Here is a 14,832-nt window from a genome sequence, read left to right on the forward strand (position 1 = left end):
ACATCGATAAAAGACTAGGTAGACCGATTGACCACTTTATCAATGCGGCAACACGTCATGCGACAGTTTGACATTCATCAGTTTAAACACAAGCCGGAATGTCCGCTCTCAACCCACCGGCCGAGAGAGGACGACAACCGCTATAAGAAGTTATATTGAATAATACTCGAACTCAGATATTCATCAATAAAATCAATGTAGACGATATTTGGCTTACTCCAGCCAAGGCTAACGATTTGTTTTGAAAGAACGGCAGGCAGATGGCCATTAGCCTCAGCAGCCAGGGATTTAACTGAGACCAATCCACCAGAGGTCAGCGTCCAAGACAACAAAAACAGAAAATTCTGCCCGAGTCCCCCATGAGCACTCCATTTGGCAAGCTGATCCTGTTGCATAGTTTGGTAGTCACTGGTGTTGGCGTAATTATCATAGACCGTCAGATTGGCACCACTGACAGCCGAATTGCCGTCTTCGTAACGGAAACGACCGGTGGCCGGATCGATAAAATCGCCATAGTCAAAAACGGCAATGATTTTGCCACGGACCGCCGCAAGGGTTATATTGACAATATTAATTGTCGCCGCACCATTGCTATATAAAATATCCTGATAGGAATTCAGCAAATCGTTGATACGTTTGCGGGTATCGGCCGGATTATGACCATCATAATCGCGAATATGCGAAAACTTCAAAATAGCAAATTCCGTCGGATGGGCATTTAGAAAGCTCTTAGCTTCATCCAAAACAGATTTCAGTGACTGACCATTGCAGCCCAACGCACCGGACCTGTGATAGGTTACAAGCTCACTGTGATCATAATCGACACGGATATCAAAATAGCGCGAACCGCTGGCAAGCTGCCCACCGACAGAAAGTTCCTGAGTCTTGGTCGGGCCTTCCGCACCGACAAACGGATTGCAATGCGACAACTGGGACATGCCCGCGTCATGGCTTCCCGGCATCACGATCTGTTTCAAGGGGGTGTCCGCAGCAACATACGCCAGCCAATCCTGTGTAGGGATCAGAACGCCGGGCGTAACATCGACACCGCTGACGGAATTGCCACCGCGCAGGAACGTGAATGGAGAATGGATATCGGCAATGCCACTTCCCGAAACATTTACCTGATTATTACCGATAGAGGCCGCTGTTTTACCGCCAAACCACCAGTTGTTCGATGCGCCGCTATGTCCCTGGGCAAGAGCAATGTCGTTAAAGACAAAGCTCTGCTGACGATCCCCAAGCGATCCACTGGTGAGCGTCAGTGTCAACTGGCCCAAAAATGCAAAATTCAGATCGCCTGCCGCATGACCGAACGTCGTTGAGTTGGCTGGAATACGAGAATTAAACCACTTGGCAACGGTTTCCGACCCTTTGCGGCCAACATTGAACGTGAATTTACCATCAGCGCCACACGTCACCAGTAAACCGTTCTGAATATGCTTATCCGGATCCTGGCCATCCGTTATCGAAAACTCATTAATCAGATAGGAACCGCTGATAAGCCGATAGCCTCCGGCAAGCGAAAAGAAGACGTCGTTGTCATGATATTGCATGATAGATCCTTAAGATTGAAAATAAGAAACACTCAAAAACCTCTGATAGTCATCGGAATCTAAAATCTATATTGATTTAAAAGACAACATAAATGTAATCTTAAATTGTAAAAAATGCAAAAACCGGCGAGGATGCCCCTCGCCGGTTTCACTTTTGGAATGTGAAGAAGCTTATTCGACTGCAAACGTCAGAAGCCGAGCCTGCTTGATTGCCGCATTGGCCGTCAGCTGATCGAGAACAGCCTGTTCGACCGGGCCATCGACATACAGCAGCGCAATCGCGTCGCCGGATTCTTTTTCGCGGCCCAGCTGGAAGTTGGCGATATTAACGCCAGCATTGCCGAGCGTGGTGCCCATGAAGCCAATCATGCCGGGAACGTCGGTGTTCGAAATGTAGATCATGTGCGGACCAACATCGGCGTCGAGGTTGATGCCTTTGATCTGGATGAAGCGTGGCTTGCCATCCGAGAACACTGTTCCTGCAATCGAGCGGGTCTGGCGCTCAGTCGTCACCGTCAGCTTGATATAGCCATCGTAAACGCCGGTCTTGTCGCGTTTGACTTCAGACAGGACAATGCCCTTTTCCTTGATCATGATCGGTGCGGACACCATGTTGACATCCGAAACCTGCGCCCGGATCAGCCCGGCCAGCAGCGCAGACGTCAGCGCCTTGGTGTTCATGGTGGCCGTCTGGCCATCATAGAGGATTTCGATTTCCTTGATGGCACCATCGGTGACCTGGCCGACGAAAGCGCCGAGAACATCAGCCAACCGAATGAACGGCTTCAAAAGCGGAGCTTCTTCGGCAGTAATCGAAGGCATGTTGATGGCGTTGGAAACGGCGCCGTTGACCAGATAGTCCGACATCTGCTCGGCCACCTGAAGGGCAACATTTTCCTGCGCTTCCGTGGTGGATGCGCCCAGATGCGGGGTGCAGACGACGTTTGGCAGGCCAAACAGTGGGCTTTCCTTGGCAGGCTCGACTTCGAACACGTCGAAACCGGCACCGGCAACATGGCCAGACTTGATGGCTTCGGCCAAAGCGGCCTCATCCACCAGACCACCACGGGCGCAGTTGATGATGCGAACGCCGGGCTTGGTCTTGGCAAGATTTTCCTTGCCGAGAATGCCGCGAGTCTTATCGGTCATTGGCACGTGCAGGGTGATGAAGTCGGCCTGGGCCAGCAGCTCGTCCAGCTCAACCTTTTTCACGCCCATTTCCTGGGCGCGTTCTGCCGACAGGAAGGGGTCGTAAGCGATGACATGCATGCCTAGGCCGATGGCCTTCTTGCAGACGATACCGCCAATGTTGCCAGCGCCGATCACACCCAGCACCTTGCCGGTGATTTCAACACCCATGAACTTCGACTTTTCCCACTTGCCAGCCTGCGTGGAGGCATCAGCAGCAGGCAGCTGGCGGGCAACGGCGAACATCAGCGCAATGGCGTGTTCAGCCGTGGTGATGGAATTGCCGAAAGGCGTGTTCATCACAATGATACCACGGCGCGAGGCAGCCGGAATATCAACGTTATCGACGCCGATACCGGCGCGGCCGATAACCTTGAGATTAGTGGCAGCAGCAATCAGCTTTTCCGTGGCCTTGGTGGCCGAACGGATGGCCAGACCATCGTAATTGCCGATGATTTCGGCCAATTTGTCTTTATCCTTGCCGAGCTGCGGCTGGAAATCCACTTCAACGCCGCGATCGCGGAAAATCTGGACGGCGGTTTCTGACAATTCATCAGAGACGAGAACGCGAGGTGCCATGACGAGGCCTCCTAAAAGAGTTCGTTTTTAACGAGCATGAATGGGAAGTAGGCCTCGCATCATTGCGAGGCCGATAAGACTTAAGCAGCAGCCTTGGCAAGGGTTGCCTTCTGGGTCTGGTAAGCCCAGGTCAACCACGGCATCAAAGCCTGCATGTCGGCGGTCTCAATGGTTGCACCGGCCCAGATGCGAAGGCCAGCAGGCGCATCGCGGTAAGCACCGATGTCATAGGCGACGCCCTGCTTTTCCAAAAGCGTTGCAATGCCCTTGGCAAACGCGGCCTGCTCTTCAGCGGGCAGCGCCAAAACCTCAGGATCAGCAATGGTCAGGCATACCGAAGTGTTGGAGCGGGTCTCGTCAACCTGCGCAAGGTTGGCGATCCAGTCATTCGCAGCCACGAAATCGAAGATCACCTTGGCATTCGCATCAGCACGGGCAATCAGCGCGTCCAGACCACCGATCGACTTCGCCCAGTTCAGCGCATCCAGATAATCTTCAACGCAGAGCATCGATGGGGTGTTGATGGTTTCGCCCTTGAAGATGCCTTCAATCAGCTTGCCGCCAGAGGTCAGGCGGAAAATCTTTGGCAGTGGCCAAGCCGGTGCGTAAGTCTGAAGACGCTCAACAGCGCGGGGGCTGAGGATCAACATGCCGTGACCGCCCTCGCCGCCCAGAACCTTCTGCCAGGAGAAGGTGACAACGTCGAGCTTGGAGAAATCCATGGCTTGAGCAAACGCAGCAGAGGTCGCATCGCAGATGGTCAGGCCCTTGCGGTCAGCCGGGATGAAATCAGCATTGGGAACGCGAACGCCAGAGGTGGTGCCGTTCCATGTGAAGACCACATCGCGGTCGAAATCGACATCTGCGAGGTTTGGCAACAGGCCGTAATCGGCATTGAACTTGCGAACGTCAGCAAGCTTGAGCTGCTTGACCACATCGGTCACCCAGCCAGCGCCAAAGCTTTCCCAGGACAGCATGTCCACGCCGCGCTCACCCAGCAAGGACCAGAGCGCCATTTCAACAGCGCCGGTGTCGGATGCGGGAACGATACCAATGCGGTAATCGGAGGGAACATTGAGAATTTCACGGGTAAGGTCAATGGCCAGCTTCAGCTTGTCTTTGCCAACCTTGGCGCGGTGCGAACGACCGAGCGGGGCATCGCTGAGTGCATCGAGTGCCCAACCGGGGCGCTTCGAGCATGGGCCAGACGAAAAATTAGCATTTTCCGTACGTACGGCGGGTGCAGTAATATCAACCATAGCAAACTACCCTTCCAGGTATATGGCCTCTCGTTGGGGAGAGGTGTCCCGCCGTCGTTCCTAATCGAGTTCACGATTTTCGTCAAGCAACTTTTATCGGCCCGACAGCGACAATCCGCCGCCCCAAATCCTCCACAAAGCGGGCCCGTCGAAAGGCTGGGTTTCTGCCCGAAAGACGCGCAACAGCCGGTGATCACGCCCGGATTGCGTGAACTTTATTGACCGAGATCAATAGCCGCCAGCCGGACCCATGCAACATCAGCCTATACGCAATATGAAACTATTGAGGTTGGCTATGACAATGGAAACACTGTATTCCACACCCGGCAAATCGGCGAAAACCCGGCTGTTCCTGCCGGTCATGGAAAAATTCTATCAGGGATTTGCCGAACCCCTGGCCTTCACCGCTTTCCGGGTCGCCATCGGCGCCATGCTTGTCATTGAGGGCTATCCGAAAATCATGGCGCCCATGGCACAAATCGGTTTCGTGCAGAATCTCGGATTCTATCCCGGCTGGCTCTGGTCACCGATGTTGGCTGCCATGCAGTTTTTCGGCGGCTTCCTGATCATGATCGGGCTTTTCACACGGCCAGTCGCGCTCGCCAATGGCATCATGCTGGCCATCACCCTGTGGTTTCACATCAAGTTCCCCTACGGGCATGCATTCTTGACGCAAGAGGGCATTGATGCCCTTAAAAGCGGCGCCACGTTGTTCACCCCAGAGGCCGTCAAGCGGCTTGCCGATGGCGGCACCACCTTCCTGGAACAGGTGCAGACCAAAGCCGAACTTGCCTCGCTGTTCTGGACCGGCGGCGCGCTGTTTTATGCAGCCTTTGGTGGCGGGGCGCTGTCGGTGGACAGGGCATTGGTCAAGCGCGAATTCTGAGCAATGACATCGGAGGGTGCGAGCGCGCCCTCCTCGACCGGCCGAGCTCCGAGAATCTGCCGCTGGCCCTTCGCCGTGAAGGGCTGGGCCAATTGGCCGACAAAGCCCTTGGCCACCGTGCCGCTGATGCCGATATTGGTGCTGGGTCCGTGTTCGGGATTGTAATAGGTCCCGAATATCTGATCGAAGAGCACCAGGTTCTCGCCGTAATTGGTATTGCCTTCACGCAAAATCTTCGAATGGTGCCAGCGATGCAGGCGCGGCGTGCTGAACACATAGTCGAGAATGCCGGTACGCACTGCGACATTGCAATGAGTGAGGATGCCGATGAACGCGGTGGCCGCACCGACCCAGAGAAAGACGGCGACGGGCGCCCCGAGCAGGTAGAGCGGCAATTGGCTGAGTGCCACCTTGAACAGTGAATCCATCACATGGAAACGCCCGGTATTGACCACCCAAAGCCTGGCAACGCTGTGGTGAAGCGCATGGAACCGCCAGAAGAACAGTCGTTCATGGGCAATCCTGTGCGCCCAGTAAAGACCGAATTCAGCAACAATAAGCCCCAGAACGACCTGCAAAACCATCGGCAGACCCGTCGGCCAAAGGTGGAATTCCAACGCCGTCAGCGGTTGCAGCACGTGGGCGGCGGCCATCGGGAAAATCACCGTCAGGCCCGATAGAAATTCGACCAGGCCCTTGGTCAACAGTGTATGGGCGACATCGTTGACGGTCTCGCCATCGCCTTCCAGCCAGGTCGGCTCATACGGCAGGAACCGCTCGCTGAGCGCCAGAAGACCGAAAGCACAGAGATAGACGGCAACGAAGCCAAGCAGCGGATGAGAACTGGAAAAAGCGAAATAGGAGCCCGTCAGCCCGAACACAAACACGCCCGGCCATACCAGGAAGGAAGCGAGTATTTTCATTTTGACCGTTCAAAAAGATTGACAGTGGTGATGTAAATCCGGGCAGAAAAGCCCATTGACGGACGAGATCCTTCGCCAAGCAGCCGTTCCTGTGCCGTTAGCTTTATGGGACCTTGTTGGAAATGCAAGGGGGCAGAAGGTTATGGATGACAACAAAAATCCGTGCGTCCTTTCGAACGCACGGCGGCTTTTCAAAATCGAACCGGTCTTCTCCAGACCAGCAGGCATGCGCAGCCGTTAAGCCCGGTCACTTATAGACGAGAGGGGGCGGCTCATAGGCAACCGGCGTCGGGCAGCCGCCGAACTGGTAGCGAGCGCCGACATGCAGATCGTGGCTGTAGAAACCCTTGTCACTGCCAGGACCGCCATTGGCCTTGTAGCCGAACATGCTACCACCCGTCGTCTGGCGGAAGCGATAGCCGATATCGGCCTTCCAGTCGCAGGTGAGATCGATGGAGGTGCCAACCATCAGCTGATAGGCAAAGCGCCAGCTACCCCGGCCCCCATGCTCTTCGCTGCCATCGCAACCACTGCCGTCATCGGCGCAGGAGGTGTTTTTCAGCTTGTCCCATTTGACGTAGGACCCGCCGATACCCGCGCCGACATAGGGCGTGAACGAGGCGTAGGTGCCGAGATCCACATAGGCATTGGCCATCAGCGTATAGGCCTGCAAGGAGGACAGGTCACGCGAGGTACAGGCGCTTGACACACCGCAGGACCCACGGGTCGAGCCGGTGAAATCCGACTTGCCGAGATAGTCGAAGGTCACATCGGTGCGCAGATGACTATTGATCTGGTATCCGACACCGGCGCCCAGCGTGTAGCTGTTATCAAGATCATGCCGGTCGAAATTGGCCTGATTGGCGTTGGAACCCTGGTAGAATTTGGCGCCGCGCAGCTGGTTGAAGGAATAGCCTATATCGCCACGCAGATACCAGCCGGACGTATCGGCAACCCGCACTTCGGGAGCGTCCTGCAGCGGCGGTTCCGGCTGATAGACGTCGGCGGCGCTTACCGGACCGGCCAGAATGCCGGCGGCAAACAATGCCAATAGATGTCTTTTCATGAGAAAGGCCCCAAAATCAAAGGATAACGGGGCCACGCCCCAGGTTTCAACCTTGGATAATGAAGGGCAAAGGTTAAGACCTCATTAAGCCTGTTGCTTAACCATGCCGGGATCGCATTTCGCCGTTTTTCAGCCCGTCACGCCGCCTCGCAGGCCTGACGCTGCAAATCGGCAAACAGCCGAACCGATGTCAACCGTGCCTCGATATCGTGGATTGGCATGGAGACAATCACTTCATCTGCCCCGGTATTTTTCAGGAAGCGGGACAGCTTTTCTGCCGCTGTCGCCGGGCCGCCAACCACGGCATGTTGCAGCGTATGCTCCACGCCGAAGCGTTCCATCTCACTCCACAGCCCTTCCATGGTCTCGACCGGGCGAGGAAACTGGCTGCGCACATTGCGCCGCAGGTTGATGAATTGCTGCTGGGCGGAGGTAAACAGACGCCGCGCCTCCTGATCCGTTTCAGCGACCGCGCCCATCACGCCGACGATCATATAGGGCTTGTCGAGGGTCTCGGATGGCTGGAACCGATCACGGTAGATCGAAATCGCCTCAAACAGTTGATCGGGAGCGAAATGCGACGCAAAGGCATAAGGCAGACCCAGCGCCGCCGCCAGATGGGCACTATAAAGACTGGAGCCAAGCAACCACACCGCCACATCGCTATTCACACCGGGAACCGCCATCAGGCTGCCATCGCCAACCGGCGGTCCCAGCAGCAATTGCAGCTCCTGAATATCCTGGGGGAAGTTATCCACGCCCGCTTCCATATTGCGGCGCAAGGCGCGGGCTGTGCGCATATCGGTGCCGGGCGCCCGTCCGAGACCCAGATCGACCCGGCCCGGAAACAGCGCCGAAAGCGTGCCAAATTGCTCGGCAATCACCATCGGCGAATGATTGGGCAGCATGATGCCGCCGGAGCCGATGCGAATCCGTTTGGTTGCCGCCCCGACATGGGCAATGACAATTGAGGTCGCCGCGCTGGCAATGCCCGGCATGCCGTGATGTTCGGCCAGCCAGAACCGCGTGTAACCATGCTCTTCAGCCGCAACGGCCATGCGCCGCGAGGCCGAAAGCGCATCCGACACGCTCTGCCCTTCTGCGATAGGCGAAAGGTCCAAAATGGAAATTGGCACGGTTTTTCCAGAAGTCATAAAGCGCGCTCCAGATGAGAGGATATGACTTTATTTATGTAGTCCTAATGCCAATACCAGAGGCCTTCACAGGAAAGGTTCGATCACATCTTTGCGGAACAGGCTTTGGGAAGGTGAGCACGCCGACGCCCAATCCACAGCGAATGTTTTTGTTTTGTTCACTTTTTGCTGGCACATCTGGCGCCAAAAGGATTAGGATTTTTCCATGACAAGCGCGATTCGCATTATCGGTATCGATCCTGGCCTGCGCCGCACCGGCTGGGGCGTTATCGAGACATTGGGCAATTCGCTGCGCTTTATCGCATCCGGTACAGTCATGTCCGATGGCGATATGGATCTGGCTTCCAGACTGTGCCAGCTGCATGATGGACTGGCCGATGTGGTGCATCTTCACCAGCCGGATGAAGCAGCGGTGGAACAGACTTTCGTCAATAAGGACGCGGTCGCCACACTGAAGCTTGGCCAGGCGCGTGGAATTGCCATGCTGGTGCCTGCCCGTGCCGGATTGCCGGTGGCGGAATATGCCCCGAATGCAGTGAAAAAAGCGGTGATCGGCGTCGGCCATGGCGATAAGCAGCAGATCCATATGATGCTGAAGATCCTGATGCCGAAGGCCGAATTCAAGGGCAATGATGCAGCCGATGCCTTGGCCATCGCCATCTGTCACGCGCATAATCGCGGTGGTGAACGGATGCGCCGGGCGCTGGCGGGATAATCACTCTTTTCATTGGATATGGCATATGATTGGCAAGCTCAAAGGCACCATTGACGAGATCGGCGACGACCATGTGCTGGTCGATGTGCACGGCGTCTGTTACGTCGCTCATTGTTCGTCACGCACCCTGGCGCGGCTGGGCTCGCCCGGCGAAGCCATCGTGCTGTTCATTGAGACCTATGTGCGCGAGGACCAGCTGAAATTGTTCGGCTTCATGAGCGCGCTGGAGCGGGAATGGTTTAATCTCCTGCAAAGCGTGCAGGGCGTCGGTGCCAAGGTGGCGCTGGCGATTTTGGCCACCCTCACCCCCTCGGAACTGGCCAATGCCATTGCCCTTCAGGACAAACCCGCCATTGCCAGAGCCCCTGGTGTCGGCCCTAAAGTGGCGCTGCGCCTCGTTACCGAATTGAAAAATAAGGCTCCGGCCTTCACTGGGGATGCCGGAAGTGCCATCGGCCTCAAGCAGGAACTGGGCGAAGGCGTTGCCTCCGCCCCGGTTTCCGATGCGGTGTCAGCCCTGACCAATCTTGGCTATTCCCGCGACCAGGCCGCCAATGCCATCGCCGCCGCCTTGAAAAATGGCGGTGAAGGTGCAGACAGTGCCAAGCTGATCCGGCTGGGCTTGAAGGAGCTATCGCGGTGATTTCCTTGCTTTTGGCGGAATTCCTTACTATTGTCAAAAAGTAAGGAAATTTAGACCGGGAGGGTCAGCATGAACGTCTTCTACGCAACCATGACCTCCAAGGGTCAAACCACGGTCCCAGCCGAAATCAGGGAGCTGTTGAAGCTGAAGCCCGGCGACCGGATTCGCTACGTGGTGAAAAACGGTGAGGTCACGCTGAAAGCCAAGAACAAGCGGTTGATCGATCTGGCTGGTATCCTGCATCGTCCAGGCATGCCCACCCTGACGATTGAAGAGATGGATGAGGCGATCGGTGACGCCATCGTGGACCACGTGATGGGCCGAGAATGATCGGCATCGACACCAATATTCTGCTGCGTCTCACCATGCAGGACGATGACATTCAAACCAAACAGGCGCTTGCACTGGCCGACAGCCTGACCCAGGACCAACCCGGCTTCGTCAATAGCGCGGTTTTGCTGGAATTCATCTGGACGGCACGTCGGCAGGTCAAGATGTCAAAAGAAGAATTGAAGATCATCCTATCCGGATTTCTCGATTCTGAAAATCTCGTGCTTGAAGACGAAAATGTCATAGAACTGACATTGGATGAAATGGATCGCAGCAGCGAGGAATTTGCCGATATTTTCATTGCTCTCAAGAACAGGGAGCTTGGGTGCCGGACGACCATGACATTCGACCGGAAAGCCGCACGAACCGTCCCCCATATGGAACTCCTCGCATGAGCGCTCAAAACCCTGTTCTCACCCCGGAAAAGCGCGGCGAAGACGTTGATTCGGCGCTCAGGCCGCAGACGCTGGACGACTTCACCGGCCAGGCGGAGGCCCGTGCCAATCTGAAGATCTTCATCGAAGCCGCCAAGAACCGGGGCGAAGCGCTGGATCATGTGCTGTTCGTCGGCCCGCCCGGCCTCGGCAAGACGACGCTGGCGCAGATCATGGCCAAGGAACTCGGTGTCAATTTCCGTTCGACGTCAGGCCCTGTGATCGCCAAGGCGGGGGATCTCGCCGCCCTCCTCACCAATCTGGAAGAGCGCGACGTGCTGTTTATCGATGAAATCCATCGCCTCAGCCCGGCGGTGGAGGAAATCCTCTATCCGGCCATGGAGGATTTCCAGCTTGACCTGATCATCGGCGAAGGCCCGGCGGCCCGCTCGGTGAAAATCGACCTTTCCAAATTCACCCTGGTCGCCGCCACCACCCGGCTTGGCCTGTTGACCACCCCCTTGCGCGACCGGTTCGGCATTCCGGTGCGGCTGTCCTTCTATACGGTCGAGGAGCTTGAACTGATCGTGCGGCGCGGCGCGCGTCTGATGGGGCTTGGCATGACCGATGACGGAGCGCGCGAAATTGCCCGGCGCGCGCGCGGCACGCCGCGCATTGCCGGGCGGTTGCTGCGCCGGGTTCGCGATTTTGCCGAAGTTGCCCGTGCCCCCGCCGTCACCCGCGAGATCGCCGATGAGGCGCTCACGCGGTTGTTAGTGGATAATATGGGCCTCGATCAGCTCGACACCCGTTATTTGACCATGATTGCCGTCAATTTTGGCGGGGGTCCAGTCGGCATCGAAACCATTGCCGCGGGCCTGTCCGAACCACGCGACGCCATCGAGGATATTATCGAGCCCTATATGATCCAGCAGGGTTTCATCCAGCGCACGCCACGTGGCCGCGTTCTGACAGCGATTGCCTGGAAACATCTGGGCCTGATGCCGCCGAAAGACATGGAGGCCGCGCAGTTCCGCCTGACCCTTGAGGATGACGATTGATAACCAGACGGACGTTTTTCAAGCTGCTGGCAGGCACCGCCGCCGGCATTCTGTCGCTTGGCGGCTATGCCGGGGCGGTGGAGCCGTTGCTGCGGCTGGAAACCACGCGCTATAAACTCTCCCCGCCCGGCTGGCCGAAGGGCCAAAGCCTGCGGATTGTCGCGCTCGCCGATTTCCATGCCTGTGAGCCCTGGATGCCGGCTGAGCGGATCGCCAGGATCTGCGAACATGCCAATACACTGGGCGGCGATGTCATCCTGCTGCTGGGCGATTACATGTCCGGCATGAAACTGGTGACCGGCGTGGTGCCGCCGGAACAATGGTCCAAGGCGCTCTCCGTGCTGAAAGCACCCTATGGCGTGCATGCCGTCTGCGGAAATCATGATTGGTGGCAAGATAGCGAGGCGCAGTTGCAACGCTTGCCAGAAACCATGGCCCATCGGGCGCTGCGGTCCGTCGGAATCAATGCCATGTCCAACAGCGCGGTGCGGCTGGGGTCAGGCGATCAGCCTTTCTGGGTGGCCGGGCTGGAAGACCAATGGGCCTATCTCACCGGCAATCACCGGATGCGCGGTCTCGACGATCTACCCGGCACGCTGGCCAAAGTGACGGACAATGCCCCGGTCATCCTGCTGGCCCATGAACCGGATATTTTTCCAAGCGTGCCGGATCGGGTCTCGCTGACGCTTTCGGGCCATACCCATGGCGGGCAGGTCAATCTGTTCGGCTGGACGCCGGTCGTGCCGTCGCGCTTCGGCTCGCGCTATGTCTATGGCCATCGCGAGGAAAATGGCCGCAATATCATCGTCTCGGGCGGGCTTGGCTGTTCTGTCGCACCGATCCGGTTCGGCTCACCGCCGGAAATATTGGTGATCGATCTTGGCTAAACAACCGGACAACCGCATCCGCATCAAACAGCAGAGCCGCATCTTCCAGATGCGCATTGCGGGCTTGGCTTTTCGCAATGGCCATGTGCTGGTGCATCGCGCCGTGCATGAAAAATTCTGGACCTTTCCCGGAGGACGCGCCGAAATCGGCGAGACCTCGCAGGAAACATTGAAGAGGGAAATGGCCGAGGAACTCGGTGTCGAGGCCAGGATCGACAGGCTGTTGTGGAGCGTCGAAAACTTCTTCCACTACGAAGGCCGCGACTGGCACGAACTGGGCTATTATTATCTGATGCACCTGCCAGACACCGTGCCCTTCCACGAGAAGGACATCATTCACCGCATCCAGGATGGAAAGAACGCGCTGGAATTCAAATGGGCACGCGCCACCAAAGAGGCGTTGACCGCACTGGATATTCCACCCTATTTCATTGCCGACGAGATTGAAAACCTGCCCCGAACCTCACGCCATCTGGCGTGGAACGATAGCAATCTGGACGACAAATGACCGTTGAACGCCACATGATCCGGCTGGATAAAAAGCCGCAATTGTTTACCTTCCGGGTGGCGGGCGTGATCCTGCAAAACGATCATCTGCTGGTGCAAAGAAGCGTCAATGAAAGCTATTGGGCCTTGCCGGGAGGCCGGGCCGAAATTGGTGAAAGCAGCGAGCAGACGATTATCCGCGAAATGCAGGAGGAAATCGACCGCACTGTGCGCGTCGAGCGCCTGCTGTTCACGACTGAGCTTTTCTTTTCTTTTGATGATTACCGCGCCCACGAACTAGGGTTTTACTATCTCCTGGGCATGGATGTGCCCCTGCCCTTCCATCTCGATGATATTGTCCATCGCGTGATGGATGGTCCCACCGAGGTGCTCTTTCGCTGGGTGCCAGCAACGGCAGCGGGTTTTGCAGCTTTTGATATCCGGCCAGCCTTTCTGGGCAATTATATGGGGCAGTTGCCAGAGCGTGCAGAACACTTGATTGTGGATGAGGACAGCAATGACCATTGATCCCTGCCGTATCTTTCGCAAGATGGCCCGCAACAATACCTTGGCCAATGCGAGATTGCTGGGTGCCTGCGCGCAGCTTCAACCGGGTGAGTTTGAAGCGCCGCGCACCAGCTTCTTCCCCTCCATTAAGGCAACCCTCAATCACATTTTGACCGTCGATTGGTTCTATGTGGATGCCTTGGAAGGTGGCACGCTTGGTCCGGCGGCCTTTGACAATGAAGAGCCTTTTGAAACGGTCGACGCCTTGCACAAGGCCCAATCCGCTGTTGATCAGCGTCTTCTAAGTCTATGCGATGCCCTCACCGCTGACGCGCTTGCCAAAGACGTCACAGTACATCGCGAGACGAGGCTGCAAATTGAACGGTGTGACGATCTTCTCTTCCATCTGTTCCACCATCAAACCCATCATCGCGGTCAGGTCCATGCCATGCTGGCTGGAACCAGTGTCAAGCCGCCCCAGCTCGACGAGTTCATAACGGCAACGGATTTCCGCGACCGAGCCGATGATATGCGAAAGCTGGGTTGGACCGAAGCCGATCTCGGTCATTGAAAAGGCAAACTATGACCCATGAATTTTCCATTTCCGGCCAGCTGATCGAAGGCGGCCATCGTCTCGTCCAGAGGGTCTATTATGAGGACACGGATTTTTCCGGTCTGGTCTATCACGCCCGCTATCTGCATTTCCTTGAGCGCGGACGCACCGATTATCTGCGCTGCCTGGGCTGCGAACAGAGCGAGTTGATCAATGCCGACGAGGAAGGGCTGGTTTTCGTTGTGCATCGCATGGAGCTGGATTTCAAAAGCCCGGCGCGAATGGATGATATCCTTGTTATCGAGACCGTCACCGAAAAGGCCGGAGGCGCCAAGATGGTGCTGCGGCAAACCATCAACAGTGGTGACCGCAGGTTGATTGAAGCAAAAGTGGTGATTGCCGTCGTTAACAAATTTGGACGCCCGCGCCGTCTCCCCGAGACGATTGCCGAGAAGTTCCTCGGCTTCACCCCTGGCTGACAGTCCGGTCAAGAATTGCTACTGGCCTGGCGAAAATGGTGATTTCGAGAGCCGAAGCGGTTTTCGTTCTAAAATGTTGACGCATCAGGCAAGCACAGAAATTGCCATTTGCAGGCGGCCAGCGGCGATTATTGGACAGGCTATGATAACCTATCGTTAACAATAATGATGTCTTACTAACCTTGC

17 protein-coding genes are annotated in these 14,832 nt (G+C 56.4%); 11 read left to right on the forward strand and 6 right to left on the reverse strand.

The genetic code is table 11. The features are described 5' to 3' along the window. Positions 1 to 140: 140 nt before the first annotated feature. From G6L01_RS12600 to G6L01_RS12610, 3 genes are all read right to left on the reverse strand, one after another. Entirely contained in the window at positions 141 to 1,556 is a 1,416-nt protein-coding gene (locus tag G6L01_RS12600) for a PI-PLC domain-containing protein (RefSeq protein WP_070166683.1), read from the reverse strand. Positions 1,557 to 1,727: 171 nt separating this feature from the next. Then, entirely contained in the window at positions 1,728 to 3,323 is a 1,596-nt protein-coding gene (gene serA / locus G6L01_RS12605; RefSeq protein ID WP_071206553.1) for a phosphoglycerate dehydrogenase, read from the reverse strand. An 80-nt stretch (positions 3,324 to 3,403) separates the two neighbouring features. After that, positions 3,404 to 4,582 carry a phosphoserine transaminase gene (locus G6L01_RS12610; protein ID WP_070166685.1) on the reverse strand — a complete coding sequence of 393 codons (1,179 nt, stop codon included), beginning with the start codon at positions 4,580 to 4,582 and terminating at the stop codon, positions 3,404 to 3,406. 295 nt (positions 4,583 to 4,877) lie between these two features. On the opposite strand from G6L01_RS12610, the gene G6L01_RS12615 reads away from it, so the two are divergent. Continuing rightward, on the forward strand, positions 4,878 to 5,468 hold the full coding sequence (locus tag G6L01_RS12615; RefSeq protein ID WP_070166686.1) for a DoxX family protein: 591 nt from the start codon (positions 4,878 to 4,880) through the stop codon (positions 5,466 to 5,468). Here the strand turns inward: G6L01_RS12615 and olsE are convergent. The 3 genes from olsE to G6L01_RS12630 form a co-directional block, all read right to left on the reverse strand. Then, positions 5,405 to 6,391, reverse strand: coding sequence for an ornithine lipid hydroxylase OlsE (olsE, locus tag G6L01_RS12620; protein ID WP_070166687.1), 987 nt, complete (start codon positions 6,389 to 6,391; stop codon positions 5,405 to 5,407). The two genes, G6L01_RS12615 and olsE, sit on opposite strands and share 64 nt — an antisense overlap. A gap of 247 nt (positions 6,392 to 6,638) precedes the next feature. After that, on the reverse strand, positions 6,639 to 7,457 hold the full coding sequence (locus G6L01_RS12625; RefSeq protein WP_070166986.1) for an outer membrane protein: 819 nt from the start codon (positions 7,455 to 7,457) through the stop codon (positions 6,639 to 6,641). Positions 7,458 to 7,594: 137 nt separating this feature from the next. Then, positions 7,595 to 8,611, reverse strand: coding sequence for an LLM class flavin-dependent oxidoreductase (locus tag G6L01_RS12630; protein WP_070166688.1), 1,017 nt, complete (start codon positions 8,609 to 8,611; stop codon positions 7,595 to 7,597). Between the two features lie 205 nt (positions 8,612 to 8,816). Between G6L01_RS12630 and ruvC the strand changes: the two genes are divergently transcribed. The 10 genes from ruvC to ybgC all read left to right on the forward strand — a co-directional run bounded on the left by ruvC (position 8,817) and on the right by ybgC (position 14,646). Continuing rightward, entirely contained in the window at positions 8,817 to 9,326 is a 510-nt protein-coding gene (ruvC, locus tag G6L01_RS12635) for a crossover junction endodeoxyribonuclease RuvC (protein ID WP_070166689.1), read from the forward strand. A gap of 25 nt (positions 9,327 to 9,351) precedes the next feature. Beyond that, complete coding sequence (ruvA, locus tag G6L01_RS12640; RefSeq protein ID WP_015917010.1) at positions 9,352 to 9,969, forward strand: Holliday junction branch migration protein RuvA; 618 nt, start codon at positions 9,352 to 9,354, stop codon at positions 9,967 to 9,969. 69 nt (positions 9,970 to 10,038) lie between these two features. Next, a complete protein-coding gene (locus tag G6L01_RS12645) occupies positions 10,039 to 10,299 on the forward strand; it encodes an AbrB/MazE/SpoVT family DNA-binding domain-containing protein (protein WP_060718209.1) in 261 nt (86 codons plus the stop codon). Beyond that, positions 10,296 to 10,694 (forward strand): type II toxin-antitoxin system VapC family toxin, encoded by a 399-nt coding sequence (locus tag G6L01_RS12650; protein WP_070166690.1) that lies wholly within the window; start codon positions 10,296 to 10,298, stop codon positions 10,692 to 10,694. The genes G6L01_RS12645 and G6L01_RS12650 overlap by 4 nt, the downstream gene beginning before the upstream one ends. After that, positions 10,691 to 11,734, forward strand: a complete 1,044-nt coding sequence (gene ruvB / locus G6L01_RS12655; RefSeq protein ID WP_015917012.1) for a Holliday junction branch migration DNA helicase RuvB — start codon at positions 10,691 to 10,693, stop codon at positions 11,732 to 11,734. Before G6L01_RS12650 ends, ruvB begins: the two co-directional genes overlap by 4 nt. After that, positions 11,731 to 12,621, forward strand: coding sequence for a metallophosphoesterase (locus G6L01_RS12660; RefSeq protein WP_070166691.1), 891 nt, complete (start codon positions 11,731 to 11,733; stop codon positions 12,619 to 12,621). The genes ruvB and G6L01_RS12660 overlap by 4 nt, the downstream gene beginning before the upstream one ends. 49 nt (positions 12,622 to 12,670) lie before the next feature. Next, entirely contained in the window at positions 12,671 to 13,129 is a 459-nt protein-coding gene (locus G6L01_RS12665; RefSeq protein ID WP_234892030.1) for an NUDIX hydrolase, read from the forward strand. Then, positions 13,126 to 13,635 (forward strand): NUDIX hydrolase, encoded by a 510-nt coding sequence (locus tag G6L01_RS12670; RefSeq protein WP_070166693.1) that lies wholly within the window; start codon positions 13,126 to 13,128, stop codon positions 13,633 to 13,635. The genes G6L01_RS12665 and G6L01_RS12670 overlap by 4 nt, the downstream gene beginning before the upstream one ends. Continuing rightward, positions 13,625 to 14,185, forward strand: coding sequence for a DinB family protein (locus G6L01_RS12675; protein WP_070166694.1), 561 nt, complete (start codon positions 13,625 to 13,627; stop codon positions 14,183 to 14,185). Before G6L01_RS12670 ends, G6L01_RS12675 begins: the two co-directional genes overlap by 11 nt. 11 nt (positions 14,186 to 14,196) lie before the next feature. Next, complete coding sequence (gene ybgC, locus G6L01_RS12680) at positions 14,197 to 14,646, forward strand: tol-pal system-associated acyl-CoA thioesterase (RefSeq protein ID WP_070166695.1); 450 nt, start codon at positions 14,197 to 14,199, stop codon at positions 14,644 to 14,646. The last annotated feature ends 186 nt before the right edge of the window (positions 14,647 to 14,832 follow it).

Source organism: Agrobacterium vitis, from assembly GCF_013337045.2.
Classification (GTDB): domain Bacteria; phylum Pseudomonadota; class Alphaproteobacteria; order Rhizobiales; family Rhizobiaceae; genus Allorhizobium; species Allorhizobium vitis_B.

Excerpts from the sequence above, each read along its gene's own strand:
- G6L01_RS12615 (WP_070166686.1), top strand. The coding sequence starts at position 4,878 with ATGACAATGGAAACACTGTATTCCACACCCGGCAAATCGGCGAAAACC.
- ruvB (WP_015917012.1), top strand. The coding sequence starts at position 10,691 with ATGAGCGCTCAAAACCCTGTTCTCACCCCGGAAAAGCGCGGCGAAGAC.
- G6L01_RS12625 (WP_070166986.1), bottom strand. The coding sequence starts at position 7,457 with ATGAAAAGACATCTATTGGCATTGTTTGCCGCCGGCATTCTGGCCGGT.
- G6L01_RS12670 (WP_070166693.1), top strand. The coding sequence starts at position 13,126 with ATGACCGTTGAACGCCACATGATCCGGCTGGATAAAAAGCCGCAATTG.
- ruvA (WP_015917010.1), top strand. The coding sequence starts at position 9,352 with ATGATTGGCAAGCTCAAAGGCACCATTGACGAGATCGGCGACGACCAT.
- G6L01_RS12665 (WP_234892030.1), top strand. The coding sequence starts at position 12,671 with ATGCGCATTGCGGGCTTGGCTTTTCGCAATGGCCATGTGCTGGTGCAT.
- G6L01_RS12675 (WP_070166694.1), top strand. The coding sequence starts at position 13,625 with ATGACCATTGATCCCTGCCGTATCTTTCGCAAGATGGCCCGCAACAAT.
- ruvC (WP_070166689.1), top strand. The coding sequence starts at position 8,817 with ATGACAAGCGCGATTCGCATTATCGGTATCGATCCTGGCCTGCGCCGC.
- G6L01_RS12610 (WP_070166685.1), bottom strand. The coding sequence starts at position 4,582 with ATGGTTGATATTACTGCACCCGCCGTACGTACGGAAAATGCTAATTTT.
- serA (WP_071206553.1), bottom strand. The coding sequence starts at position 3,323 with ATGGCACCTCGCGTTCTCGTCTCTGATGAATTGTCAGAAACCGCCGTC.
- G6L01_RS12630 (WP_070166688.1), bottom strand. The coding sequence starts at position 8,611 with ATGACTTCTGGAAAAACCGTGCCAATTTCCATTTTGGACCTTTCGCCT.
- G6L01_RS12650 (WP_070166690.1), top strand. The coding sequence starts at position 10,296 with ATGATCGGCATCGACACCAATATTCTGCTGCGTCTCACCATGCAGGAC.
- olsE (WP_070166687.1), bottom strand. The coding sequence starts at position 6,391 with ATGAAAATACTCGCTTCCTTCCTGGTATGGCCGGGCGTGTTTGTGTTC.
- G6L01_RS12600 (WP_070166683.1), bottom strand. The coding sequence starts at position 1,556 with ATGCAATATCATGACAACGACGTCTTCTTTTCGCTTGCCGGAGGCTAT.
- ybgC (WP_070166695.1), top strand. The coding sequence starts at position 14,197 with ATGACCCATGAATTTTCCATTTCCGGCCAGCTGATCGAAGGCGGCCAT.
- G6L01_RS12645 (WP_060718209.1), top strand. The coding sequence starts at position 10,039 with ATGAACGTCTTCTACGCAACCATGACCTCCAAGGGTCAAACCACGGTC.